This window comes from Bacillus sp. LM 4-2, from assembly GCF_000978495.1.
GTDB classification, from domain to species: Bacteria; Bacillota; Bacilli; order Bacillales; family Bacillaceae; genus Bacillus; species Bacillus subtilis.
Genome location: NZ_CP011101.1, coordinates 1,824,641 through 1,849,033 on the forward strand (window position 1 = coordinate 1,824,641; position 24,393 = coordinate 1,849,033).

A 24,393-nucleotide genomic window follows, 5' to 3' on the forward strand; every position below is an offset into this window, starting at 1 on the left:
AGGGGAAGCGCCAATGCTGAACACAGAAGACATTCTCTGTAAAATGCTTTTCGCACAATTACAGTCCATAGGGTTTTTCACAGAAAGTAAATCCCAGCCGGTATTGGAGAATTTCTATGGCAGATGGTTCGAAGAAAGCCAATCAATTTTAGAACGGCAGCAATTTTTGAAGCGAACGGAGAACGGATATGTTCCAACACGCTCAATAGGCACCATGAGCGAGCTGTGGAAAGAATGGAATGAACAAAAATCTGACCTGCTTCAAGACAATAATATGAAGGCCATGGTGACATTGGTGGAGACAGCACTTAAAGCCTTGCCGGAGATTCTGACCGGCAAGGCGTCAGCCACCGATATCCTGTTTCCGAATTCATCTATGGATTTAGTAGAAGGGGTCTATAAAAACAATCAAGTCGCAGACTATTTTAATGATGTTCTTGCAGATACGTTAACAGCCTATCTGCAAGAACGTCTGAAGCAAGAGCCTGAGGCGAAGATTCGAATATTAGAAATCGGAGCCGGGACCGGCGGGACAAGCGCGGCTGTTTTTCAAAAATTGAAAGCATGGCAGACACATATAAAAGAATATTGTTATACAGATCTGTCTAAAGCTTTTTTAATGCATGCAGAAAATAAGTATGGTCCTGACAATCCATATTTGACATATAAACGATTTAATGTCGAGGAGCCGGCGTCTGAACAGCATATTGATGCGGGAGGCTACGACGCGGTCATCGCGGCAAATGTGCTTCATGCCACAAAAAATATCCGGCAGACATTGCGAAATGCAAAAGCAGTTTTGAAAAAAAACGGGCTGCTCCTTTTAAATGAAATAAGTGATCATAATATATATTCGCATTTGACGTTCGGCCTTTTAGAGGGCTGGTGGCTGTATGAGGATCCTGATCTCCGCATTCCGGGCTGCCCGGGCCTGTATCCGGATACTTGGAAAACGGTGCTTGAGAGTGAAGGATTTCGCTATGTTTCCTTTATGGCTGAACAATCGCATCAGCTCGGCCAGCAGATCATTGCCGCTGAAAGTAACGGAGTCGTCCGTCAAAAGAAGAGAACGGGGGCAGAAGAAGATCCAAGCCATATACAAATGAATGCTGAAATCGATCATTCACAGGAAAGCGATTCTCTCATCGAACAAACGGCACAATTTGTGAAGCATACGCTGGCAAAATCAATCAAACTATCACCAGAACGTATTCACGAAGATACGACATTTGAGAAGTATGGAATTGATTCGATTTTGCAGGTGAATTTCATTCGTGAATTAGAAAAAGTGACGGGAGAGCTTCCAAAAACCATTTTATTTGAACATAACAACACAAAAGAACTCGTCGAATATTTAGTAAAGGGGCATGAAAATAAGCTCCGGACAGCATTGTTAAAGGAAAAAACGAAGCCTGCAAAAAATGAAGCTCCACTTCAAACAGAGCGTACAGATCCTAATAAGCCATTTACTTTTCATACACGCCGCTTTGTTACAGAGCAGGAAGTCACTGAAACTCAGCTAGCAAATACCGAACCACCAAAAAAAGAAAAGACAAGTAATTTGCAAGGAACACATTTTAATGATTCTAGTACAGAAGATATCGCAATAATCGGGGTAAGTGGGCGCTATCCGATGTCTAACAGTTTAGAAGAGCTTTGGGGGCATTTAATCGCCGGAGACAATTGTATTACAGAGGCACCGGAATCAAGATGGCGCACATCTTTATTGAAAACATTATCAAAAGATCCAAAAAAGCCGGCAAATAAGAAACGCTATGGCGGATTTTTACAAGATATAGAGGCATTTGACCATCAGCTTTTTGAGGTGGAGCAAAACCGGGTGATGGAAATGACACCGGAACTCCGTTTATGTTTAGAAACCGTCTGGGAAACGTTTGAGGACGGCGGCTATACGCGAACCCGGCTGGATAAATTGCGGGATGATGACGGAGTAGGTGTTTTTATAGGGAATATGTATAACCAGTATTTTTGGAATATCCCATCTTTAGAGCAGGCAGTCCTCAGCTCAAATGGGGGAGACTGGCACATTGCAAATCGCGTTTCCCACTTTTTTAACCTGACCGGACCGAGTATCGCTGTCAGCTCAGCATGCTCTAGTTCATTAAACGCCATACATCTTGCGTGTGAAAGCCTGAAATTGAAAAACTGCTCAATGGCGATTGCTGGGGGTGTCAATTTAACACTCGATCTCTCTAAATATGATTCTTTGGAGCGTGCCAATCTGCTGGGAAGCGGCAATCAAAGCAAAAGTTTTGGCACAGGAAACGGGCTTATTCCCGGGGAAGGCATTGGAGCTGTCCTGTTAAAACCGCTTTCGAAGGCAATGGAAGATAAGGATCATATTTACGCTGTGATCAAAAGCAGTTTTGCCAACCATAGCGGCGGAAGACAGATGTATACAGCTCCGGACCCGAAACAGCAAGCAAAGTTAATTGTCAAGTCGATTCAGCAGTCGGGCATTGATCCAGAGACTATCGGCTATATTGAATCGGCGGCAAATGGTTCGGCGCTGGGCGATCCTATTGAAGTAATTGCCTTAACAAACGCGTTTCAACAATATACAAACAAGAAACAGTTTTGTGCGATAGGCTCTGTCAAATCCAATCTGGGGCATTTAGAGGCGGCTTCCGGCATTTCTCAGCTGACAAAAGTGCTGCTGCAGATGAAGAAAGGGACGCTGGTGCCGACAATTAACGCGCTGCCTGTCAATCCAAATATTAAGCTGGAGCACACGGCTTTCTATCTTCAGGAACAAACAAAGCCATGGCATCGCTTGAATGATCCTGAAACTGGAAAACAATTGCCTCGCAGAAGCATGATCAATTCCTTCGGAGCGGGGGGAGCCTATTCCAATCTTATTATAGAAGAATATATGGAGACGGCCCCTGAGAAAGAACATATCGCTCTCCGCCAGCAGGAATTCACTGCCGTTTTTTCAGCCAAAACAAAATGGAGCCTGCTTAGCTATCTAGAAAATATGCAATTGTTTTTAGAGAAGGAAGCTTCTCTGGATATTGAACCCGTTGTACAGGCTTTACACAGGAGAAACCATAATTTAGAGCATAGGGCTGCATTTACAGTGACATCAACTCAAGAGCTGATCGAAAAACTAAAGGTGTTCCGAACATCAAGAGAAAGCTCACTCCAGCAAGGCATCTATACATCATTCGATTTACAGCCATGTGCGGAATCAGCATCTAGGGATAGAGAAATAAACGCAGCAGAGCAATGGGTACAAGGGGCATCGATTGCTTTTAAAGAAGCTGATATAGGGAACCGAACAGGCTGGGTTCATCTGCCTCACTATGCATTTGACCATAATACATCATTTCATTTCGATGTATCGTCTATCAATGAGAAATCGTCAGATGTTGAAGACAATATTAATCAGCCGGTCATTCAAGATCAATTCACTTATGATGAGCCTTACGTTCAAGGACACGTCTTCAACAATGAACGGGTGCTTGTCGGTGCCACATATGGCAGTCTGGCCATTGAAGCATTTTTTAACCTGTTCCCTGAGGAAAACAGCGGCCGTATCAGCAAATTAAGTTATACCAGTCCAATTGTCATCAAACAAGGCGAGACCATTGAACTTCAGGCAAAGCCGCTGCAAAAAGATCAAGTCATAGAACTGCAAATCATGTATCGCGAGCCGTCCTCTGGTTTGTGGAAGCCTGCCGCAATCGGACAATGCGGAATCGGTTCTTTTGAGCCGAAAAAAGTCAATATCGAGAACGTTAAGCATTTATTAACTAAGCTTCATCACATCGATCAGATGTATAAAACCGGAAACGGTCCTGAATGGGGAGAGTTATTTAAGACAATTACTCATCTCTACAGAGATCACAAGTCTATACTGGCAAAAATTCGCCTGCCCCAAAGCGGGCTGGCAAACGGGCACCATTACACTGTAAGCCCATTGATGACAAACAGCGCGTACTTGGCTATCCTCAGTTTCTTAGAGCAGTTTGACATGACAGGCGGCTTCCTGCCGTTTGGAATCAATGATATCCAGTTTACAAAGCAAACGATAAAAGGGGATTGCTGGCTTTTGATTACATTGGTTAAGAATACAGGTGACATGCTGCTGTTTGATGTAGATGTGATCAATGAGTCGTCAGAAACAGTGCTGCACTACTCGGGCTACTCGCTTAAACAGCTTCGTATTTCGAATCAAAGAGGAAATCAAAATAAGGCCATCAAAGCCAGCAATCTGAAAGATCGTATCAGAAGCTATGTAACAGATAAACTGGCAGTAAACATGGCCGATCCGTCAAAATTGTCAATTGCAAAAGCGCATATCATGGATTTTGGAATTGATTCTTCTCAATTGGTTGCACTGACAAGGGAGATGGAAGCAGAGACAAAGATCGAATTAAATCCGACTCTGTTTTTTGAATATCCGACTATTCAAGAGTTAATCGACTTTTTTGCGGACAAACATGAAGCATCTTTTGCTCAGCTGTTTGGTGAAGCTCATCAGCAGGAAGAACGCCCAGCTCAAATCGAAAACCAAATGAAACAGATTCCGGCATACGAGACGAACACGGATAAAACAATCGAACACGCGGCAGACGGCATAGCCATTATCGGCATGTCGGGACAGTTTCCGAAAGCAAACAGCGTAACGGAATTTTGGGATAACCTTGTCCAAGGAAAGAACTGTGTCTCTGAAGTGCCGAAAGAACGCTGGGACTGGCGCAAATATGCCGCAGCCGATAAGGAAGGGCAATCAAGCCTTCAATGGGGCGGTTTTATAGAAGGAATAGGTGAGTTTGATCCCCTGTTTTTTGGCATATCGCCTAAAGAAGCGGCGAATATGGACCCACAGGAGTTTCTGCTCTTGATACATGCATGGAAGGCGATGGAAGATGCAGGCTTAACAGGGCAGGTTGTATCCAGCCGCCCGACAGGAGTATTTGTCGCAGCCGGCAATACGGATACAGCTGTAGTTCCTTCCCTAATTCCAAACCGTATATCCTATGCACTTGATGTAAAAGGGCCAAGTGAATATTATGAAGCTGCCTGTTCCTCAGCTCTAGTGGCTTTGCACAGAGCTATACAATCCATTCGAAACGGCGAATGTGAGCAAGCCATTGTCGGGGCTGTGAATTTGCTGCTTTCACCAAAAGGCTTTATTGGCTTCGACTCAATGGGCTATTTGAGTGAGAAAGGACAGGCCAAATCCTTTCAAGCAGATGCAAATGGCTTTGTCAGAAGTGAAGGAGCAGGAGTTCTCATCATTAAACCATTGCAAAAAGCCATTGAAGATTCTGATCATATTTATTCGGTTATTAAAGGTTCAGGGGTATCGCATGGCGGCAGGGGAATGTCACTTCACGCGCCAAATCCGGCCGGCATGAAGGATGCAATGCTGAAGGCTTATCAAGGAGCGCAAATTGATCCCAAAACGGTGACCTATATAGAAGCGCATGGGATCGCCTCTCCATTGGCAGACGCGATAGAAATAGAAGCGTTAAAGTCTGGCTGCAGTCAGCTCGAATTGGACCTTCCACAGGAAGTACGGGAGGAAGCGCCATGTTATATCAGCAGCTTAAAGCCGAGCATCGGACACGGTGAACTCGTCTCCGGTATGGCTGCTCTTATGAAGGTCAGCATGGCGATGAAGCATCAAACAATACCAGGCATATCCGGATTTTCGTCTTTGAATGACCAGGTGTCAATAAAGGGCACCCGTTTCCGAGTGACTGCCGAAAATCAGCAATGGGGGGATTTAAGTGACGATGCAGGCAAAAAAATTCCGCGCAGAGCGAGTATCAACAGCTATAGCTTTGGAGGCGTAAATGCGCACGTCATTTTAGAAGAATATATTCCTTTACCAAAACCACCGGTTAGTATGAGTGAGAATGGTGCCCACATTGTAGTTCTTTCTGCAAAGAATCAAGACAGGCTAAAAGCAATTGTTCAACAGCAGCTTGACTATCTGAATAAACAACAAGAACTGTCATTACAAGATTATGCTTATACACTCCAAACCGGCCGAGAGGAAATGGAAGACCGCCTGGCGCTCGTCGTCCGCAGTAAAGAAGAACTGGTAATCGGCTTGCAAGCCTGCTTAGCTGCGGAAAAAGGCGATAAGCCGAAGAGTTCTGTACCTGTCTTTAGCGGAAATGCAGAAAATGGCTCGTCAGATCTCGAAGCCTTGCTGGATGGTCCATTAAGAGAAATGGTGATCGAGACTTTGTTGTCTGAAAACAACCTTGAAAAGATCGCGTTTTGCTGGACAAAAGGGGTGCAAATCCCATGGGAAAAGCTTTATCAAGGAAAAGGTGCCCGCAGAATACCGTTGCCAACCTATCCATTTGAAAAGAGAAGCTGCTGGAACGGCTTTCAAGCAGTAGAGAATACGCCTTCTGTTTCACAGGATGAGCGTATCAACAACAGCAGCGATCATCACATATTAGCAAATGTACTAGGGATGGCTCCGGATGAACTGCAGCCTTATAAGCCATTGCAGCAGTATGGATTTGATTCAATTTCTTGCATACAGTTATTACAGCAATTGCAATCAAAGGTGGACCCTCTCATTGCCTTGACGGAGCTTCAAGCATGCCATACTGTTCAGGACGTGATGGACTTGATCGCAAAGAAACAGGAGGATACATCCTTACAAAATGATCAAGCTCGCACGTTTCCGGAATTGATACCGTTAAATGACGGCAAGCGGGGGCGCCCTGTCTTTTGGTTCCATGGCGGAGTAGGAGGAGTTGAAATCTATCAGCAATTTGCACAAAAGAGCCAGCGCCCTTTTTACGGCATTCAAGCCAGAGGATTCATGACTGATTCTGCTCCTTTGCACGGAATTGAACAAATGGCTTCCTATTATATAGAGATCATTCGATCCATACAGCCTGAAGGTCCTTATGATGTAGGCGGATATTCCTTAGGCGGGATGATTGCATATGAAGTCACTCGCCAGCTGCAAAGCCAAGGCCTTGCTGTCAAAAGCATGGTGATGATTGACTCCCCATATCGTTCTGAGACAAAAGAGAATGAGGCATCTATGAAAACGTCAATGCTGCAAACAATTAATACGATGCTGGCATCGATTGCGAAACGGGAAAAGTTTACGGATGTTCTCATCAGCCGTGAAGAGGTGGACATAAGCTTAGAGGATGAAGAATTCCTGTCTGAGTTGATTGACTTGGCAAAAGAACGAGGGCTAAACAAACCAAATAAGCAAATACGTGCGCAGGCTCAGCAAATGATGAAAACACAGCGCGCCTATGATTTGGAGTCGTACACTGTTAAGCCTCTCCCCGATCCTGAGACGGTAAAATGTTATTATTTCCGCAACAAAAGCAAGTCTTTCTTTGGTGATTTAGACACTTATTTCACTTTATCAAATGAAAAAGGACCGTTTGATCAAGCTGCTTATTGGGAGGAATGGGAGCGGCAAATTCCCCATTTCCACCTGGTGGATGTCGATTCTAGCAACCACTTCATGATATTAACCGAACCGAAAGCGTCAACAGCCATGTTAGAATTTTGTGAAAAGCTTTATTCAAACAGGGGAGTAGTGAATGCGAATTTCCTTAAGGCTTTCCGGAAGAAACATGAAGCGAGGGAAGAAAAAGAAACAGATGAATTGGTGAAGCGCTGAGAAAACACAAACGCCCCCTCTTTTAAAAGGGGGCGTTTTGAATGTTATTTTGAAAGTGAAACAGGGAGACTTTCTAATCCTCTTAAAAAGACATTTTTTCTCCATTGAATGTCATCAGGTGCAACCGCAAGTTCAATATCAGGAAATCTCTTCAGAAGTGCGTTAAATGCAATGTGGCCTTCCAGCCTGGCAAGAGGCGCTCCTAAGCAGAAATGAATGCCAAAACCGAAAGAAATATGTCTGTTAGGCGACCGGTTTATATTTAATATTTCGGGGTTCTCAAAAAAATTCGGGTCGCGATTGGCAGATCCGATCCCTATAAAAATCATGTCTCCTCTTTTGATCGAATGCCCCTTATATGTAAAGTCTTCGATGGCCCACCGATTTGCCATCATAACGACAGGTGAGGTGTATCGCAGCAATTCTTCAACCGCTGTAGCGATCATTTCAGGATGCTGCTTGAGCTTCTCACATTCCTTCTTGTGCTGCAGCAATGCGAGGGTGCCTGAGCCGAGTAAGTTAACAGTCGTCTCAAGGCCGGCTACAACGAGCAAGAACAGCATCGAATAGAGCTCTTTTTCGCTTAACTTGCTGCCGTTTTCCTCAGCATGCACAAGTTTGCTGATTAAATCGTCTTTTGGCTTTATTCTTCTGTCATGGATCAGCTTAGCGATATAATCTTTAAATTCACGAAGGGCCTGATTTGTCAGCTCTCTATTACCTTCAGAGGTATCAACCATCGCATTGGTCCAGATTTGAAACTGTGACCGATCTTCTTTTGGGATTCCCATCAATTTAGATATAACAATAAAAGGCAAAGGGGAAGCGAAGGATTTCATGATATCCGCTTTATTTTCTTTTTCCATTTCATCTAAAAGCTGTTCAGCAATTTGTTCAATGCTGCCGCGCAGATTTTCAATGGTTCGGGGAGTAAATGCTTGATGAACAAGTGATCTCAGGCGGGTATGGTCAGGTGTGTCTTTTGCCAGCATATGATCGGATACAAAATCGATATCTTCACTAACGTTGAGCATTTTGATTTGTTCTTGGTTCATCACATTTTTTACGTCTCTTGTAATTCGATTGTCTTTTAAAAAGGCCATACAATCATCGTATCGGGTAATTAACCAGGCCGGATATGTGGCTCCGAACCGTTTTAATTCAAATCGGTGAATGGGCTCTTCCTCTCTAAATCGTCCTAAAACTGAAAAAGGATTGTGATGAAACTCTTTACCATGCGGATGAAACATCAATTTTTCCATTTGCATTCTCCTCGCCTAATAGGGTAAATAGATGAATCAAATTGCTGAATTAGTTTACAAAAAACAGAATGATTTGAAATGTAATCCTGTCTCTAAAACTATATATCTATCTTAGGCGTCATTCAATAGGGAGAAGAACGAAAAAAGTGAAAAAACGGCTCGATATAAAGCAGCGCCTTTGAACGAAAGCTCAAAGGCGCTACGCTGTATTATTTTGATGAAAGTGGCTGTCAGCTGTGCTGGATATCAATTGTATATACTGCACGATCTGTTACGACCTTCAATCCTTCGTTTTCTTGGTGAATATGAATTTCACCTAATAAAGGAATCTCATAGGCATTTTGCGGAAGCGGTACGTTTCCGTCCTCAGTGAATGTTGTTCCTTCGCCTTCTAAAACAAGCTCTTCTTTCGCAACATAATCATCAGGATGATTCGTACTGCGTATAGCCACTTTTTGAAGGTGGAGAACAATCTGATCCAAGTCTGATATCTCTTCATCATGGGTCAATTCACCTTTTCTAATATCAAGCGTCTGGCCGACTTTTGATTCCAGCCATTGAGAAAGCTGTGTATTCGTGTGTGCCATCAATATTCCTCCTTTTGATCTACACGATACTATTCCCAATTGCTGCATCTTTTACACGGAAAAGAGCCGCCTCACTCTTTATGTATGAAACAATTCCCTGTTGAGAGCCTTGATATAGCGTACGGCAGAACGCTGGACCGCTTCGCCGGCATTTTCTTTGACAACTTTAGAAAAAGCATTGTAAAGCCGGTTGAATTGAAGCGGTTTTACTTTGGCTGCTATTTCTTCTACTTTGGAGGCGGGAAGGGGAATGAGGTTTGGGTAGCTGTACATAAAGCTGACCCAGTTTCGGTCCGCCGCAACCGTAATGATATCTCCGGTCAATAGACAGCCTTTCCCTTCATTTCCCTTGCTCCAATGCAAAACAGCACCGCCTTTAAAATGTCCGCCCAGTCGGTAAAGGTCCAGTCCCGGCTTCACGTTGAGCGTTTCCCCTGACCAGAAGTGAATGTGATTGCTTGGCCTTGTCACCCATTCTTTATCATCCTCATGGATATAGATCGGCGCCTGAAACGCTTCAGCCCACTCAACTTGAGTAGAGTAATAATGTGGATGAGACAAGGCGATGGCTTGAATACCGCCTAATTCGTTGATTTGGTCAATTGTCTTTTGGTCAAGATATGTCATGCAATCCCACAGCACATTGAAGCCCTTATGCTGGATAAGATGGGCTGTTTGTCCAATCGCAAACTCTGGTTCAGTTTTGATGCTGTAAAGATGCTCTTCTTCCTTTTTAAGGATGTTTTGAAGGTTTCCTTTCTCACGCATGTCTTCAAGGGTTGTCCAAGTTTGTCCATCGGGATGAATATACTGTCTTTCATCCTCGCAAATCAGACACGAGTTGGGCGGATCTACAGTCTGTGCATGTTGCACACCGCATGTATTGCAGATATAATATGGCACTTTCTTCACTTCCTTCATCTATTTTCCATTATTTTACCTTATGATTATGAATATTCAAACGAAAAAACCGGCAGTTCTGCTGAGAGAGAATTGCCGGTTTTTTGGTGCTTTCTATTGGCCGGGAACGGAATTTTCTGCGTTGACAGCGCCCGCTCCGTAGATATTCGGATCTTCATCTTTCCATTTGTCCGTGCCGTTTTTCAAAAGCTCTTTTACTTCATCAGGGGTAAGATCCGGGTTTTGCTGAAGAATTAAAGCTGCGATTCCTGCGCAAATCGGTGTTGCCATCGAGGTTCCTGACATTGTAAAGTACTGAGACCCTACACGGCTTGACTTTTGGAGCTTATCAATATAAGAATTCGGAGAGCGAAGGGAAATAATATTAACACCCGGCGCTAAAATATCGGGCTTTTCTTTCCCATATACTGTCGGGCCGCGGCTTGAGAAGGAAGCGACAGTATCATCATCGCTGCTTGCAGTATTGTTATCGTCAAGCGCACCTACTGTAATCACCTTTTCGCTCACGCCCGGGCTTGCAATGGTCTGCGAATCAGGGCCTGAGTTTCCGGCAGCGACACAGACGACAATCCCTGCGCTCCACGCTTCCTCAACCGCTCTGACTAACGGATCTTCCTGTTCATGATCATATCTAAGGGCATCGCCCCCGAGCGACATACTAATAATATCAATCGGTTCATCGGGGTTGTCCTCATTGTATTGAATACACCACTCAACACCCTCTATAATATCTGCTAACGTTCCTGAACCCTGCTTGTTTAATACCTTTACGCCGATGAGATTGGCTTCCGGTGCAGGGCCGCGGTATTGACCGGAAGAGGATGCGCCGCTGCTTGCGACATCACCTGCACAGTGTGTGCCATGACCATTATCATCGTACGGCTCTGTTTTTTGATTGACCATGTCCGCGAATCTGATAATTCTGCCTTCTAGATCAGGATGCGGGTAGATTCCTGTATCGACAACAGCGACAGTAACGCCTTTTCCTGTCAGGGTTTGCCCGTTTCTGACGACTTCCTTCGCATGGCTTGCTTCGGTTGCCGTGTCTAAAAGCGCTTTGACTTCGCGGTTTAAATACACTTTACGGATATTGCTGCATTCAGAGAGAAGGGAATGTAATGCTGAAGGAGTAACCTCGGCGCTGCAGCAGTTGATTTTGTTGAAGCGGCTTTTTAGCTTGCTGCGTTTTTCTTTTTGCAGCACCTCTCCAGCCATTTGAAAGCCGGTCTCGTGACAGCCTTCCTCAAATTCGATAATGACTGACATTTTTTTTCTGTTTTGCAATTTGGTTTCGAAAAATTTATGCAAGAAGCAAGGAGTCCATTTGAAGGGCTTGTAAAGCTGCAATACGGTTTCCCGTAACGGCCAATCTAGCTTGTGAGCATTTGCTCTCACCATTTGTACCATAGAGTACCCAAACATGTATTTTCCTCCTATTATAAGGTTCTCTGTATACTCTATGAACAGATGATAGGTTTGGTAAGTTTGTTTGTCCTCTGTAAGAGACAGACAAGAGTTTGTTTTTCTGAATCTTTCGCATTAGATACGATAGATTCAGAAGCTGAGGAAATCATTGGGGATTGAAAAAGAACATTTGTTCGTATTATAATGTGATCATATCAAACTGGGAAGGGGAGAGCAACCGTATGAATTTCTACTTGCACCGATCTTTGGAAAGCCAAATGCCAATCAGCATTATATATATGAAGAAAGACGGAACGATTAGTAAAAGAACGATTATTGTGAGACAGAAAAGCAAAACGAAAATCAAAGCATTTTGTTTTTCGAAACAACAGATCAGAACATTTTTATTGGACTCTATCCTCTCCTGTGATTTTGTGAGAACAAATAAGCAAAATCTCTATTCTGCAGGCCGGTAACAGCTGTCCGTCTCAGCAACCGGGCAGCCTGTTACTAAAACCCTCCTTAAACCTATATACATTTATTTGCCAAGTGAGGTTGTTCCTACCTTTTTTGTCTTTCCTCTCAACCTTTTTTCACTCTTATTTGAAATGAACCGCTAATAACCGTGACAATCAATTGATTTTTTGAAACCGGGAACTTTTTCACTGATGATATTGTGTATACAATGGTAAGATAAAACCTATTGGCTAAACCTCATATAATGAACCGCGCCATTCTTATGAAAGGAGTTAAACATGAGAAGATTTTTACTAAATGTCATATTAGTCTTAGCCATTGTCTTGTTCTTGAGATATGTTCATTACTCATTGGAACCTGAACCATCAAATCAGCCTGATACATATTCAAATTTCAGCAGCTTGGCAGAGAATGAGAGCCCAGCCGATTACGATATTTCATATAATGAGAAAAAAGGAAGCAAAGTCTTAATTATGTCTCCGCATGGTGGAAGAATTGAAGGCGGAGTAAGTGAGCTTGTGCGTTATTTCAATAATGAATACTCTACATACCTGTTTGAAGGGTTGAAGTCCCACGATAACCAAACGCTGCACATTACAAGCACCAACTTTGATGAGCCATTGGCTAAAAAGAAAATCAAGGAGCATCAATATGTGGTGGCTTTTCACGGATATAAAGGAGAGAACAAGAATACGCTTGTAGGGGGAACAGACCGAAAGCGGGCGAAAATGATTGTGAGAGCCCTTGAGCGGAGAGGGTTTTCCGCTGAGTTAGCGTCGTCTAAAAGCGGTCTTGCTGGATTGAATGCCGAAAACATTAATAACCAAGGGGAAACGGGGCTAAGTATCCAGCTGGAAATCAGCCGTGAGCAGAGAGAAGCATTTTTTGATGATTTTTATTATAAAAATAGAAAATACACAAAGAACAGTGAATTTTATGCTTATGTCAGTGCGATCAAAGGTGTCCTGGAAAAAGAGTATTCGTAACAAGCAGATCAGAAGACAAAATAAGAGAAGATCAGTAGACTGAAATAGGATAAAAAAGGAGGCAAAACAATGGCAGATCATCATTTTTATTTAAAAGCGAATTGGCCGGGTAACCGCAATGATGTCGGTACGATCGAAAGCGGAAACCTGATCACATCGATTTCCATTCCTAAAGAAATGGATGGCCCGGGAGAAGGGACCAACCCAGATGAAATGCTTCTCGGGGCGGCAGCGACCTGTTACATTATTACACTTGCAGCGATGATGGAGAGAAGCGGGCTGGAAAAAGAAGACTTACAGATGGAGTCAGAAGGCATTGTCGACGTCACAAAAGGAGTCTTTACATACAAAAAGATCATTCACCGTCCCTCTGTCGTGCTTAAACATGATGCTTCACAAGACGACGTCGCATTGGCGCACAAGCTTTGTAAAAAAGCGGAGTCGTCATGCATGATTTCGCGTGCAATTCAAGGAAATGTCGAACTGCAGCTTGAAGCCTCTGTGAAACTGGGTGGAGAATAAAGAAAACAGACGGTCACTCACAGACCGTCTGTTTTTTATCTTCAGCGTGGGCTTTCGATTGATTTAGCACGACCACGCCTGCAATGACAAGCGTGAGACCTATTACACCTTTTAAACTGATGGTTTCGCCAAAAAGCAAAAACCCGACAATTGCTGTAAGCGCGGTACCAACGCCCGACCATGTTGCATACGCGCTTGATAAGTCAATTGTTTTTAAAGAAAAGCTTAGAAACGTAAAAGCAGAAAGAAATCCGACTATGACTCCGGCAATGGGCCAGGCTTGTGTAAATCCTTCTGAAAGCTTCAGCATCGTGCTCCCAAACACTTCAGATACAATGGCGAGAGCCAAATAAAGCAATCCTCTCATCTTCATCACTCCTTTACTGCCAATTAAGTAACACGACCCCTGATAGTAATAAAAGAATCCCGATAAGCCCTTTGGCATTCAGATCTTCCTTGAACCATTTTACTCCGATCACTGTCGTCAGCACCGTGCCTGCCCCGCTCCAAGTCGCATAGGAGAGGCTCAGGGGAATATGGTTTAAAGTCAGGGACAGCATATAAAAGGCGAGGGAATAGCCAATAACGACCAAAGCACTTGGCTTCCACTTTTTGAAGCCATCAGATACTTTCAGCATGGCTGCTCCTATCGATTCCGAACATATGGCAATCGTGAGGAATATATATCCTATCAACATCATGAATTCTCCTCACTATATTTTTAGATTAGAAAAAAACTTCAGCTAGAAAAATATTAGTGTATGCCTATGTATGAGTCAAGAGATTCATTTTCACACACTTAAAAAGACCCCTTTTTAAGGGGTCTTTTGCGTTTAATAATAATAAGGGAACGGGGCATACGGATAATAGGGGTATCCGCCATAAAAATAAGGATTAAATAAAGCGCTTCCTATAAGCCCGCCTGCAAGGCCGCCGATAAACGGTCCTCCAAAAAATCCGAATGGCCGGCCAAACCCATAACCAAATCCGGGTCTTCCAAATCCGTAACCGAACCCGAACGGTCTTCCAAACCCAAATGGTCTCCCGAATCCGAACGGTCTTCCAAATATTCTTGTATCTTCAGGGCTGAAATGCTCTAACTCGTTCATGTTTTCTTTCCTCCTGTAATAAAGTGTAGATGATGCAGTGTATTCACCCTGCCCGGATTTGATTGGGCGAATCGAGGAAAAGGAGGATGTGAACACATTGGGCCTGTATCAGTCTGACTGGTCAAAAGCACCGCCCCACGCACATGCCTATCATGTCAAAACAACGAGAGAACAGGGCCATTATCATCTCATTGAAGGGTTTACTCAGCCGGCAAACGGATCAAATACCGATCAGCATACACATTACTATACAGGGATCACTTCATTTGAAAACGGCCATTTTCATCGGTATTACGGAATCTCAGGGCCGGCGATTCCCTTAGCAGATGGCACACATTATCATGAAATCGAAGAAACGACATATCTGGCCTATAACGAGCCGATTGAGATCCAGTACGGAGGGGTTGTGTACGATCCCGGAGATGACAGAAGAAAAACGCATCGTCATACCCTGAAAGGAAAGACAAGGGAAATTGTCGGCAATGAGCCGCTCGGCTGGTAGAAGGATGTTTACCGATGCAAAAAAAGGGCAAAATGGATAGGTGGTTGTCCATGTTGAATGCTATAATGGGGGGAGATTTATAAAAGAGAGTGATACATATTGAATAATACGAAGCAGCCCGTTGTCATTTTAGTCGGACCGACGGCAGTGGGGAAAACCAATTTAAGTATTCAGCTAGCCAAATCCTTAAACGCAGAAATTATCAGCGGAGATTCGATGCAGATTTATAAAGGGATGGATATTGGAACAGCTAAAATTACCGAACAGGAGATGGAGGGAGTGCCCCATCATCTGATTGACATTTTAGATCCCCAAGACTCTTTCTCTACTGCCGATTATCAAAGCTTAGTAAGAAATAAAATCAGCGAGATTGCAAATAGAGGAAAGCTTCCGATGATTGTCGGCGGTACAGGGCTTTATATACAATCTGTGCTTTACGATTATACATTTACGGAAGAGGCAAATGATCCCGTGTTTCGAGAGAGCATGCAAATGGCCGCTGAGCGGGAAGGCGCTGACTTTCTTCATGCCAAACTTGCTGCAGCAGATCCCGAGGCAGCAGCTGCGATTCATCCGAATAATACAAGAAGAGTCATTCGCGCACTGGAAATTTTACATACGTCCGGAAAAACGATGTCCCAGCATTTGAAGGAACAAAAACGAGAACTTCTGTACAATGCAGTGTTAATTGGCCTGACAATGGATAGAGACACGCTTTACGAAAGAATTAATCAGCGGGTCGATTTGATGATGGAGTCAGGCCTTCTTCCGGAAGTGAAACGCTTATACGACAAGAACGTGAGAGACTGTCAATCAATACAGGCGATAGGCTATAAAGAGCTGTATGCATATTTTGACGGTTTTGTGACACTTTCCGATGCTGTCGAACAGCTAAAGCAAAACTCGAGGCGGTATGCGAAACGCCAGCTGACGTGGTTTCGCAACAAAATGCAGGTCACATGGTTCGATATGACACCGCCTGTTGATATGGAGCTGAAAAAAAAGGAAATTTTCACACATATAGCAGGAAAACTCGAACTTTAATCGAAACTGTATGATATAGAGAATCAAGGAGGACGAAACATGAAACCGATTAATATTCAGGATCAGTTTTTGAATCAAATCCGGAAAGAAAATACGTATGTCACTGTTTTTTTGCTGAACGGCTTTCAGTTGCGGGGCCAGGTGAAAGGCTTTGATAACTTTACCGTATTGTTGGAATCGGAAGGTAAGCAGCAGCTTATATATAAACATGCGATCTCAACGTTTGCGCCGCAAAAAAACGTCCAGCTTGAACTCGAATAGATCAAAAAATGCCATGTCAAGACATGAGGAAAGGCTGCCGGGGGTTCCCGGCGGCCATTTTTAACATGAATCCACTTTTGCTCCAAGCTTTTTGTGTAAGCTGACCATGCCAAGGCACGGTCTTTTTTTATGAGAACAACATACGGAAGTAAAAATGGTATATTATGTATAAAATGAATTTGGGGGTGATCGACCTTGTTTGAAAGTGAAGCAGAACTGAGACGAATCAGGATTGCACTTGTATGGATAGCTGTCTTTTTACTGTTCGGGGCGTGCGGGAATCAAGATACCATTATTGAAACAGACAGCGGCAATTCAGACTATGAAACGCCTCAGCCCACCTCGTTTCCACTTGAATATAACCATTTTGGCGTGATGGAGGACGGCTATATCAAAATTTATGAGTATAATGAGTCCCGCAATGAGGTAAAGCTGAAGAAAGAATACGCGGATGATGAGCTTGAATAAAATTCACAAGCATTCGAATTTACAAAGCGGATGCCAGCCGCTAAACTAAATACAGACACAGATCAAACAGAGGGTGAAAACATGAAGCATAAAGTGATCGTGAATCATTGGGAAGAAATTTGCGAAGATGATTCTTGCTATGAATACGGAACAAGTATCATTGTGAACGGAAAAGAATTAATCAGAGAAGCGTCAATTATCACTGCTTTGAAGGCGGTTTTAGAAGAGATCGGCGCGGATGTTGAAATAGAAGAAACAGTAGAGAGCGAAAAATGCTGTGATAGCTTAAGAAAAAAAAATCTAGACTACTAAGCAGTTTTTTTTCATGTTATGATATACATCGGCTAAAAACGACACCTCGAGTAGGACGAGAGATGATTCTCGTTCTGCTCTCTTTTTTGGGCCCTAATGAGTCTGTCCATTTGCCTGATTTGATCAAAATATGAATTTTTCATAAAAACGAATCTATATATTGTGTTTTTGCTAGAGGGTAGTATACTATATATAGTGTTAGTGATGAGAGATTCATATTTTTTGATAGGTCGTGATAAAACGTGGTACAAATCATATTTGATTCGAAAACAGGGAATGTTCAGCGGTTTGTGAATAAAACAGGCTTTCAGCAGATACGCAAGGTGGACGAAATGGACCACGTGGACACTCCGTTTGTTTTGGTCACCTACACGACAAACTTCGGCCAGGTACCGGCATCAACACAATCATTTCTCGAAAAATACGCCCATCTCTTATTAGGAGTCGCTGCGAGCGGCAACAAAGTATGGGGCGATAACTTTGCAAAAAGCGCCGATACCATTTCAAGACAATATCAGGTGCCGATCTTGCACAAATTTGAACTCAGCGGCACATCTAAAGACGTTGAATTGTTTACTCAGGAGGTAGAAAGAGTTGTCACAAAATCAAGTGCCAAAATGGATCCAGTTAAATAACGAAATCATGATCCAAAAAGATGGAAAATTCCAGTTTGATAAGGATAAAGAGGCTGTACATAGCTATTTTGTAGATTATATCAATCAAAACACAGTCTTCTTTCACGATTTAAAAGAGAAGCTGGATTATTTGGTTGAAAACCAATACTACGAAGAGGAATTCTTAAGCCTTTATTCTTTTGAAGACATTAAAGAAGTGTTTAAGACAGCTTACGCTAAGAAGTTTCGTTTTCCTTCCTTCATGAGTGCGTTTAAATTCTATAATGACTATGCTTTGAAAACGAATGACAAGAAAAAAATCCTCGAGCGTTATGAGGACCGGATCTCAATTGTTGCGCTGTTCTTCGCTAACGGCGACACTGAGAAAGCAAAAGAATATGTAAACCTGATGATCAATCAAGAATATCAGCCGAGCACACCGACATTTCTGAACGCCGGCAGAAAACGCCGCGGTGAACTTGTGAGCTGCTTCTTGCTGGAAGTCAATGATTCCTTAAATGACATTTCAAGAGCGATCGATATCTCCATGCAGCTTTCTAAGCTTGGCGGCGGGGTTTCTCTTAACCTGTCCAAGCTTCGCGCGAAAGGTGAAGCCATTAAAGATGTTGAGAATGCGACAAAAGGCGTTGTAGGCGTCATGAAGCTTCTTGATAACGCGTTCCGTTACGCTGACCAAATGGGACAAAGACAAGGGTCCGGCGCGGCGTATTTAAACATTTTCCACCGCGATATCAATGATTTTCTTGATACGAAAAAGATTTCTGCGGATGAAGATGTGCGTGTCAAAACGCTTTCGATCGGTGTTGTCATTCCGGATAAGTTCGTTGAGCTTGCACGCGAGGACAAAGCGGCTTATGTATTCTACCCGCACACGATTTATAAAGAGTACGGCCAGCACATGGATGAGATGGACATGAACGAAATGTACGACAAGTTTGTCGACAATCCTCGGGTGAAAAAGGAAAAAATCAACCCGCGGAAACTGCTTGAAAAATTGGCGATGCTTCGTTCTGAATCAGGCTATCCATACATCATGTTCCAAGATAACGTCAATAAAGTGCATGCGAATAACCATATTTCCAAGGTCAAATTTTCTAACCTTTGCTCTGAAGTGCTGCAGGCATCTCAAGTTTCTTCATACACAGACTATGATGAAGAAGATGAAATCGGTCTGGATATTTCCTGCAACCTGGGTTCGCTTAACATTCTAAATGTCATGGAGCATAAATCAATCGAAAAGACAGTCAAGCTTGCGACAGACTCTTTAACACACGTGTCTGAAACAACTGACATCCGTAATGCGCCTGCTGTAAGACGGGCAAACAAAGCGATGAAATCAATCGGCCTCGGTGCTATGAACCTTCACGGCTACCTTGCGCAAAACGGCATTGCGTATGAAAGTCCGGAAGCGCGTGACTTTGCAAACACGTTCTTTATGATGGTGAACTTCTACTCCATCCAGCGTTCTGCGGAAATCGCAAAAGAGAAGGGTGAAACGTTTGATCAATATGAAGGCTCAACCTATGCGACAGGTGAATACTTTGACAAATACGTTTCTACTGATTTCTCACCGAAATATGAAAAAATAGCTAATCTGTTTGAAGGTATGCATATCCCGACGACAGAGGACTGGAAAAAGCTAAAAGCATTTGTGGCTGAACACGGTATGTATCACAGCTACAGATTATGCATTGCGCCGACAGGCTCTATCTCATACGTTCAATCAAGTACGGCGTCTGTTATGCCGATTATGGAACGCATTGAAGAACGAACATACGGCAACTCAAAAACGTACTACCCAATGCCTGGGCTTGCATCTAATAACTGGTTCTTCTATAAAGAAGCCTACGATATGGACATGTTCAAGGTTGTGGATATGATCGCCACTATCCAGCAGCACATTGATCAGGGAATCAGCTTTACATTGTTCTTAAAAGACACAATGACGACCCGTGATTTAAACCGAATCGATCTGTATGCACATCATAGAGGTATTAAAACCATTTACTATGCAAGAACGAAAGATACTGGGCAAGACAGCTGCCTTTCTTGTGTTGTTTGATTAAAGGAGAGTTTATAGTGACAAAAATTTATGACGCAGCAAACTGGTCAAAGCATGAAGACGATTTTACCCAAATGTTCTATAACCAAAACGTGAAACAGTTCTGGCTTCCGGAAGAGATTGCTTTAAACGGCGATCTCCTCACATGGAAGTACCTCGGAAAAAATGAGCAGGACACTTATATGAAGGTACTGGCCGGACTTACGCTTCTTGATACAGAGCAGGGGAATACGGGGATGCCGATCGTGGCTGAACACGTAGACGGCCACCAGCGGAAAGCGGTGCTGAACTTTATGGCGATGATGGAGAACGCTGTCCATGCGAAGTCGTACTCTAATATTTTCATGACCCTTGCACCGACTGAAACGATCAATGAAGTATTTGAATGGGTTAAACAAAATAAATATTTGCAGAAAAAAGCGCAAATGATTGTCGGGCTTTACAAAGCCATTCAAAAAGATGATGAAATTTCACTGTTCAAAGCGATGGTTGCTTCCGTCTATCTGGAAAGCTTCCTTTTCTACAGCGGTTTCTATTATCCGTTATATTTCTACGGACAAGGAAAACTGATGCAAAGCGGTGAGATCATTAACCTGATCCTTCGTGACGAAGCGATTCACGGCGTGTATGTCGGTCTCCTTGCTCAGGAAATTTATAATAAACAGACAGAAGAGAAAAAAGCAGAGCTTCGTGAATTTGCGATCGACCTCCTGAATCAGTTATATGAAAATGAGCTTGAGTATACAGAGGACTTGTACGATCAAGTCGGGCTCTCACATGATGTAAAGAAATTCATCCGCTATAATGCGAATAAAGCGCTGATGAACCTTGGATTTGATCCATACTTCGAAGAGGAAGACATTAATCCGATCGTTTTAAACGGATTAAACACAAAAACAAAATCGCATGACTTCTTCTCTATGAAGGGGAATGGTTATAAAAAAGCGACAGTTGAGCCGCTCAAAGATGATGACTTTTATTTTGAAGATGAAAAAGAGCAGATATAATATCTGCTCTTTTCGGCTTGAAGGTTCAAATGAGGAGGACGCAGTACCCATGGGAAAAATGGACGAAATGATTTTAGTTGCCCCGCGCGATGATGTGTTTAAGAAAGAAAGCTTAACCTTCCAGGGCGTGTACAGTGAAGATAGCAGAGTAGCCGAAATCATGGCTCAGATTGAAGCGGCCTATCGTGAAATGAGAAGAGGGGACGCAGAAGAAGATCCGCGTTTCAAGCAGCCGATACCTTATGTCGTCATTAAGCGTGAAGATGAAGTTTTTCTTTACGAGCGGCTGGCTGGCGGCGGTGAATCACGACTACACAACAAGCTTTCTCTCGGCTTTGGCGGTCATATGAACGCCATCGAAGGGGCAGCTTCATTTGCTGAAGTCTTAAAGCTGAACACAGACCGTGAGCTTGAGGAAGAACTGCAAATAAATGAAGAAGATAAACAGGCGATTGTCACACTGGGATTGATCAATGATGATGAAAACAGTGTTGGTAAAGTGCATATCGGTATTCTTTCTGCGCTTCAATTAAAGCCTGGCGCACAAGTGGAAGTGAAGGAGAAAGAACAAATTGCGGGTAAATGGATGAAAGTTTCTGAATTAAAACAGGATGACATCTACAACCGTCTGGAAACATGGTCACAGTTTGTTGTTGATATTCTTGAATAAAAAAACCCGGTTTCTCGCGATGAGGAGCCGGGTTTTTTTATGAGACGCTCGTCCCCGTCTCGGCTATGATTCTAGGATCACAATAGCATCAAAGCCGGCATTTTTCGCTCTGGCAGCGAGGGTGTCTGCATTGTCTTTGGATGAAAATGCGCCAATCTGCACTTTGTATAATCCGTCCTTTAAAAGGACAATCGAGTCAAAACCTTTGGCTTCGGCATTACTTGCGAGCGAGTCGGCATTCGCTTTGACTTTAAATGCGCCGATTTGAACCTTATATAACCCTGAGCTAGAAGTCTTTTTAAGGTTAAAGGCTTGCTCCAGCCCCTTTGCATGTCCTCTCGCTAAGCTTTGAATAAAACTGCTCGTTTTCAGCTTATTTGCATCGGCAACGGTATCAATGAAGCCGTTCTCGGTCAAGAGGGCAGGCATTGCCGACTCCCTTAGGACGTGGAAGTTCGCTGTTTTTTTGCCGCGATCGGCAAAGTCGACAGCTTGTATCACTTCAGAGTGAATTGCCGATTGATAAGTCGTCGTCGGGGCTCCTACATCTGGATAAATATAGCTTTCAAAACCTGTGCCTCCCCCTGAATTAACGTGAATGGACAAAAAGAAATCTGCTCCCCAGTTATTTGCGGCATTTGTCCGGTCGTTTAAGCTGACATATTGGTCGCTTGTCCGGCTCAGCAGCAGAGAAACGCCTTCATATTCATTAGTTAATATCGTACGTAAGGCTAAAGCGATTTGCAGGGTTAACGTTTTTTCCTGAAGGCCATTACCTGTTGCGCCTGGATCAGACCCGCCATGGCCAGGATCAATAAAAATTTTAACCATTTTTCATCACCTCATTACAGGATATGAAAAAACACGGCTTCTGCTTGTACGATTATCATTCAACTGAAAAATGAGGAAATAACCCTTTCACATCCAGAAATTATTTCTCGGGAAAGCGCACAATTCAACATGAAGCGACAACAGATACGGTCCGACATGAAATCTGTGCATACGCCATATGTTTGTATGTACTATGGGTTCGGTTAACCTGCACTGATTCCTGCTGGTTTTAAGCTTTGCGTTCATATTAAATCAAGCATTTAAAACGTAAATTGATGAGGAAAGCTCCTTTCATTAAAGACACCGCTTTATAAATCGAAAAAAAGAAAAACACTTCAGGTATCTTAGGGCGGGTAATACGCTTCGTACAAAAAACAGCCCGTTGTATGAAAAAGAAATAATGAGAAAGAAGCTCACTATAATACTCTGACAAAATGATTAAAAACAAAATCTCATGGTTTGTCCACTCCATGTCCGTGAATACAATAAGAAATAAAGTATTTCTCGGGAAAGCGCAGGATTCCTTATTGTTCCCGAAAAAAGCAATTGTTTCGACACATGATAGGCGTTTGTCACAATCGGCATCCGCTTGAATATCATATAGAGAGAACAGAGAGGTGAAGATGTTGGAGCGCGCTGTGACTTATAAAAACAACGGACAGATCAACATTATTCTGAACGGGCAAAAGCAGGTGCTGACGAATGCTGAGGCAGAGGCGGAATATCAGGCTGCATTGCAAAAAAACGAAGCAAAGCACGGCATTTTGAAGGAAATCGAAAAAGAGATGAGCGCATTAGTTGGGATGGAGGAAATGAAACGCAACATCAAGGAAATATACGCCTGGATTTTTGTGAACCAAAAACGCGCGGAGCAAGGCTTGAAGGTTGGAAAGCAAGCGTTGCACATGATGTTTAAAGGAAATCCGGGAACGGGAAAAACGACGGTTGCACGGCTCATCGGCAAGCTGTTCTTTGAAATGAATGTCCTGTCAAAAGGCCACTTAATAGAAGCGGAGCGGGCTGACCTGGTCGGGGAGTATATCGGACACACCGCCCAAAAGACGAGAGATTTAATCAAAAAGTCATTAGGTGGCATTTTGTTTATAGACGAAGCCTACTCGCTGGCAAGAGGCGGCGAAAAGGACTTTGGGAAAGAAGCGATCGACACACTTGTAAAGCATATGGAAGACAAACAGCATGAGTTTATTTTGATACTCGCCGGATATTCACGGGAAATGGATCATTTTCTCTCGTTAAATCCCGGACTCCAATCAAGATTTCCCATCTCCATTGATTTTCCGGATTACTCTGTGACCCAGCTCATGGAGATTGCGAAACGAATGATCGATGAAAGGGAATACCAGCTCAGTCAAGAAGCGGAATGGAAATTGAAAGATTACTTAATGACAGTGAAAAGCACGACAAGCCCCATTAAATTCAGCAATGGACGTTTTGTCAGAAATGTGATCGAAAAATCGATCAGAGCACAAGCCATGAGGCTTTTAATGGGAGACCAATACTTAAAAAGCGACTTGATGACCATCAAAAGCCAAGATCTTTCCATTAAAGAAGAAGCATCTGGATCTGCATAGACCTCTCAGTTTTTGAGAGGTCTGTTTTTTGCTCGTATTTCCGCTTTTCAAAGCAATCGATTTGTGGTATACACATGCAGGGTTTGGTATGAT

General features: G+C 43.2%; 22 protein-coding genes. 14 read left to right on the forward strand and 8 right to left on the reverse strand.

Annotated features, from left to right (window positions below; all coding sequences use genetic code 11):
• The first annotated feature begins 13 nt into the window (after positions 1-13).
• Entirely contained in the window at positions 14-7,648 is a 7,635-nt protein-coding gene (locus bslm_RS08970) for a beta-ketoacyl synthase N-terminal-like domain-containing protein (protein WP_046381042.1), read from the forward strand.
• A 44-nt stretch (positions 7,649-7,692) separates the two neighbouring features.
• Here the strand turns inward: bslm_RS08970 and bslm_RS08975 are convergent, their stop codons facing one another.
• The 4 genes from bslm_RS08975 to aprX all read right to left on the reverse strand — a co-directional run bounded on the left by bslm_RS08975 (position 7,693) and on the right by aprX (position 11,840).
• A complete protein-coding gene (locus bslm_RS08975) occupies positions 7,693-8,910 on the reverse strand; it encodes a cytochrome P450 family protein (RefSeq protein WP_046381043.1) in 1,218 nt (405 codons plus the stop codon).
• Positions 8,911-9,140: 230 nt separating this feature from the next.
• Positions 9,141-9,497 carry a protein YmzB gene (locus bslm_RS08980; RefSeq protein ID WP_029726464.1) on the reverse strand — a complete coding sequence of 119 codons (357 nt, stop codon included), beginning with the start codon at positions 9,495-9,497 and terminating at the stop codon, positions 9,141-9,143.
• Positions 9,498-9,575: 78 nt separating this feature from the next.
• On the reverse strand, positions 9,576-10,400 hold the full coding sequence (locus bslm_RS08985; protein WP_080481022.1) for an MBL fold metallo-hydrolase: 825 nt from the start codon (positions 10,398-10,400) through the stop codon (positions 9,576-9,578).
• 111 nt (positions 10,401-10,511) lie between these two features.
• Positions 10,512-11,840 carry a serine protease AprX gene (gene aprX / locus bslm_RS08990; protein ID WP_046381045.1) on the reverse strand — a complete coding sequence of 443 codons (1,329 nt, stop codon included), beginning with the start codon at positions 11,838-11,840 and terminating at the stop codon, positions 10,512-10,514.
• A 224-nt stretch (positions 11,841-12,064) separates the two neighbouring features.
• Between aprX and bslm_RS08995 the strand changes: the two genes are divergently transcribed.
• The 3 genes from bslm_RS08995 (at position 12,065) to bslm_RS09005 (ending at position 13,807) form a co-directional block, all read left to right on the forward strand.
• Positions 12,065-12,298 (forward strand): hypothetical protein, encoded by a 234-nt coding sequence (locus bslm_RS08995; RefSeq protein WP_014476869.1) that lies wholly within the window; start codon positions 12,065-12,067, stop codon positions 12,296-12,298.
• Between the two features lie 279 nt (positions 12,299-12,577).
• Positions 12,578-13,285, forward strand: a complete 708-nt coding sequence (locus bslm_RS09000) for a poly-gamma-glutamate hydrolase family protein (RefSeq protein ID WP_003245758.1) — start codon at positions 12,578-12,580, stop codon at positions 13,283-13,285.
• 69 nt (positions 13,286-13,354) lie between these two features.
• Positions 13,355-13,807, forward strand: coding sequence for an OsmC family protein (locus bslm_RS09005; protein WP_003231775.1), 453 nt, complete (start codon positions 13,355-13,357; stop codon positions 13,805-13,807).
• Positions 13,808-13,820: 13 nt separating this feature from the next.
• Here the strand turns inward: bslm_RS09005 and ebrB are convergent, their stop codons facing one another.
• The 3 genes from ebrB to bslm_RS09020 form a co-directional block, all read right to left on the reverse strand.
• Entirely contained in the window at positions 13,821-14,174 is a 354-nt protein-coding gene (gene ebrB, locus bslm_RS09010) for a multidrug efflux SMR transporter subunit EbrB (RefSeq protein ID WP_046381046.1), read from the reverse strand.
• Positions 14,175-14,187: 13 nt separating this feature from the next.
• Positions 14,188-14,505 carry a multidrug efflux SMR transporter subunit EbrA gene (gene ebrA / locus bslm_RS09015; protein WP_015483253.1) on the reverse strand — a complete coding sequence of 106 codons (318 nt, stop codon included), beginning with the start codon at positions 14,503-14,505 and terminating at the stop codon, positions 14,188-14,190.
• A 135-nt stretch (positions 14,506-14,640) separates the two neighbouring features.
• On the reverse strand, positions 14,641-14,916 hold the full coding sequence (locus bslm_RS09020) for a hypothetical protein (protein ID WP_029317825.1): 276 nt from the start codon (positions 14,914-14,916) through the stop codon (positions 14,641-14,643).
• 88 nt (positions 14,917-15,004) lie between these two features.
• Here bslm_RS09020 and bslm_RS09025 point away from each other — a divergent pair, with 88 nt between their 5' ends.
• The 9 genes from bslm_RS09025 to bslm_RS09065 all read left to right on the forward strand — a co-directional run bounded on the left by bslm_RS09025 (position 15,005) and on the right by bslm_RS09065 (position 21,877).
• Positions 15,005-15,418 (forward strand): YmaF family protein, encoded by a 414-nt coding sequence (locus bslm_RS09025; protein ID WP_003231769.1) that lies wholly within the window; start codon positions 15,005-15,007, stop codon positions 15,416-15,418.
• Between the two features lie 99 nt (positions 15,419-15,517).
• Positions 15,518-16,462 carry a tRNA (adenosine(37)-N6)-dimethylallyltransferase MiaA gene (gene miaA, locus bslm_RS09030; RefSeq protein ID WP_038429003.1) on the forward strand — a complete coding sequence of 315 codons (945 nt, stop codon included), beginning with the start codon at positions 15,518-15,520 and terminating at the stop codon, positions 16,460-16,462.
• A 39-nt stretch (positions 16,463-16,501) separates the two neighbouring features.
• Positions 16,502-16,723, forward strand: coding sequence for an RNA chaperone Hfq (gene hfq, locus bslm_RS09035; protein WP_003221097.1), 222 nt, complete (start codon positions 16,502-16,504; stop codon positions 16,721-16,723).
• A gap of 195 nt (positions 16,724-16,918) precedes the next feature.
• On the forward strand, positions 16,919-17,191 hold the full coding sequence (locus bslm_RS09040) for a YmzC family protein (RefSeq protein WP_046381047.1): 273 nt from the start codon (positions 16,919-16,921) through the stop codon (positions 17,189-17,191).
• An 81-nt stretch (positions 17,192-17,272) separates the two neighbouring features.
• On the forward strand, positions 17,273-17,503 hold the full coding sequence (locus bslm_RS09045; RefSeq protein WP_003245262.1) for a hypothetical protein: 231 nt from the start codon (positions 17,273-17,275) through the stop codon (positions 17,501-17,503).
• Positions 17,504-17,745: 242 nt separating this feature from the next.
• Positions 17,746-18,138 carry a class Ib ribonucleoside-diphosphate reductase assembly flavoprotein NrdI gene (nrdI, locus tag bslm_RS09050; RefSeq protein WP_003231758.1) on the forward strand — a complete coding sequence of 131 codons (393 nt, stop codon included), beginning with the start codon at positions 17,746-17,748 and terminating at the stop codon, positions 18,136-18,138.
• Entirely contained in the window at positions 18,098-20,200 is a 2,103-nt protein-coding gene (gene nrdE, locus bslm_RS09055; RefSeq protein ID WP_014479842.1) for a class 1b ribonucleoside-diphosphate reductase subunit alpha, read from the forward strand. The genes nrdI and nrdE overlap by 41 nt, the downstream gene beginning before the upstream one ends.
• Positions 20,201-20,217: 17 nt before the next feature.
• On the forward strand, positions 20,218-21,207 hold the full coding sequence (nrdF, locus tag bslm_RS09060) for a class 1b ribonucleoside-diphosphate reductase subunit beta (protein WP_003231754.1): 990 nt from the start codon (positions 20,218-20,220) through the stop codon (positions 21,205-21,207).
• 49 nt (positions 21,208-21,256) lie between these two features.
• On the forward strand, positions 21,257-21,877 hold the full coding sequence (locus bslm_RS09065; RefSeq protein WP_003245105.1) for a hypothetical protein: 621 nt from the start codon (positions 21,257-21,259) through the stop codon (positions 21,875-21,877).
• 63 nt (positions 21,878-21,940) lie between these two features.
• On the opposite strand, the gene cwlC is transcribed toward bslm_RS09065, so the two are convergent.
• Positions 21,941-22,708: a sporulation-specific N-acetylmuramoyl-L-alanine amidase gene (cwlC, locus tag bslm_RS09070; RefSeq protein ID WP_046381048.1), complete on the reverse strand. Its 768-nt coding sequence runs from the start codon at positions 22,706-22,708 to the stop codon at positions 21,941-21,943.
• A gap of 623 nt (positions 22,709-23,331) precedes the next feature.
• On the opposite strand from cwlC, the gene spoVK reads away from it, so the two are divergent.
• Positions 23,332-24,300: a stage V sporulation protein K gene (gene spoVK / locus bslm_RS09075; RefSeq protein WP_003231746.1), complete on the forward strand. Its 969-nt coding sequence runs from the start codon at positions 23,332-23,334 to the stop codon at positions 24,298-24,300.
• Positions 24,301-24,393: the final 93 nt, after the last annotated feature.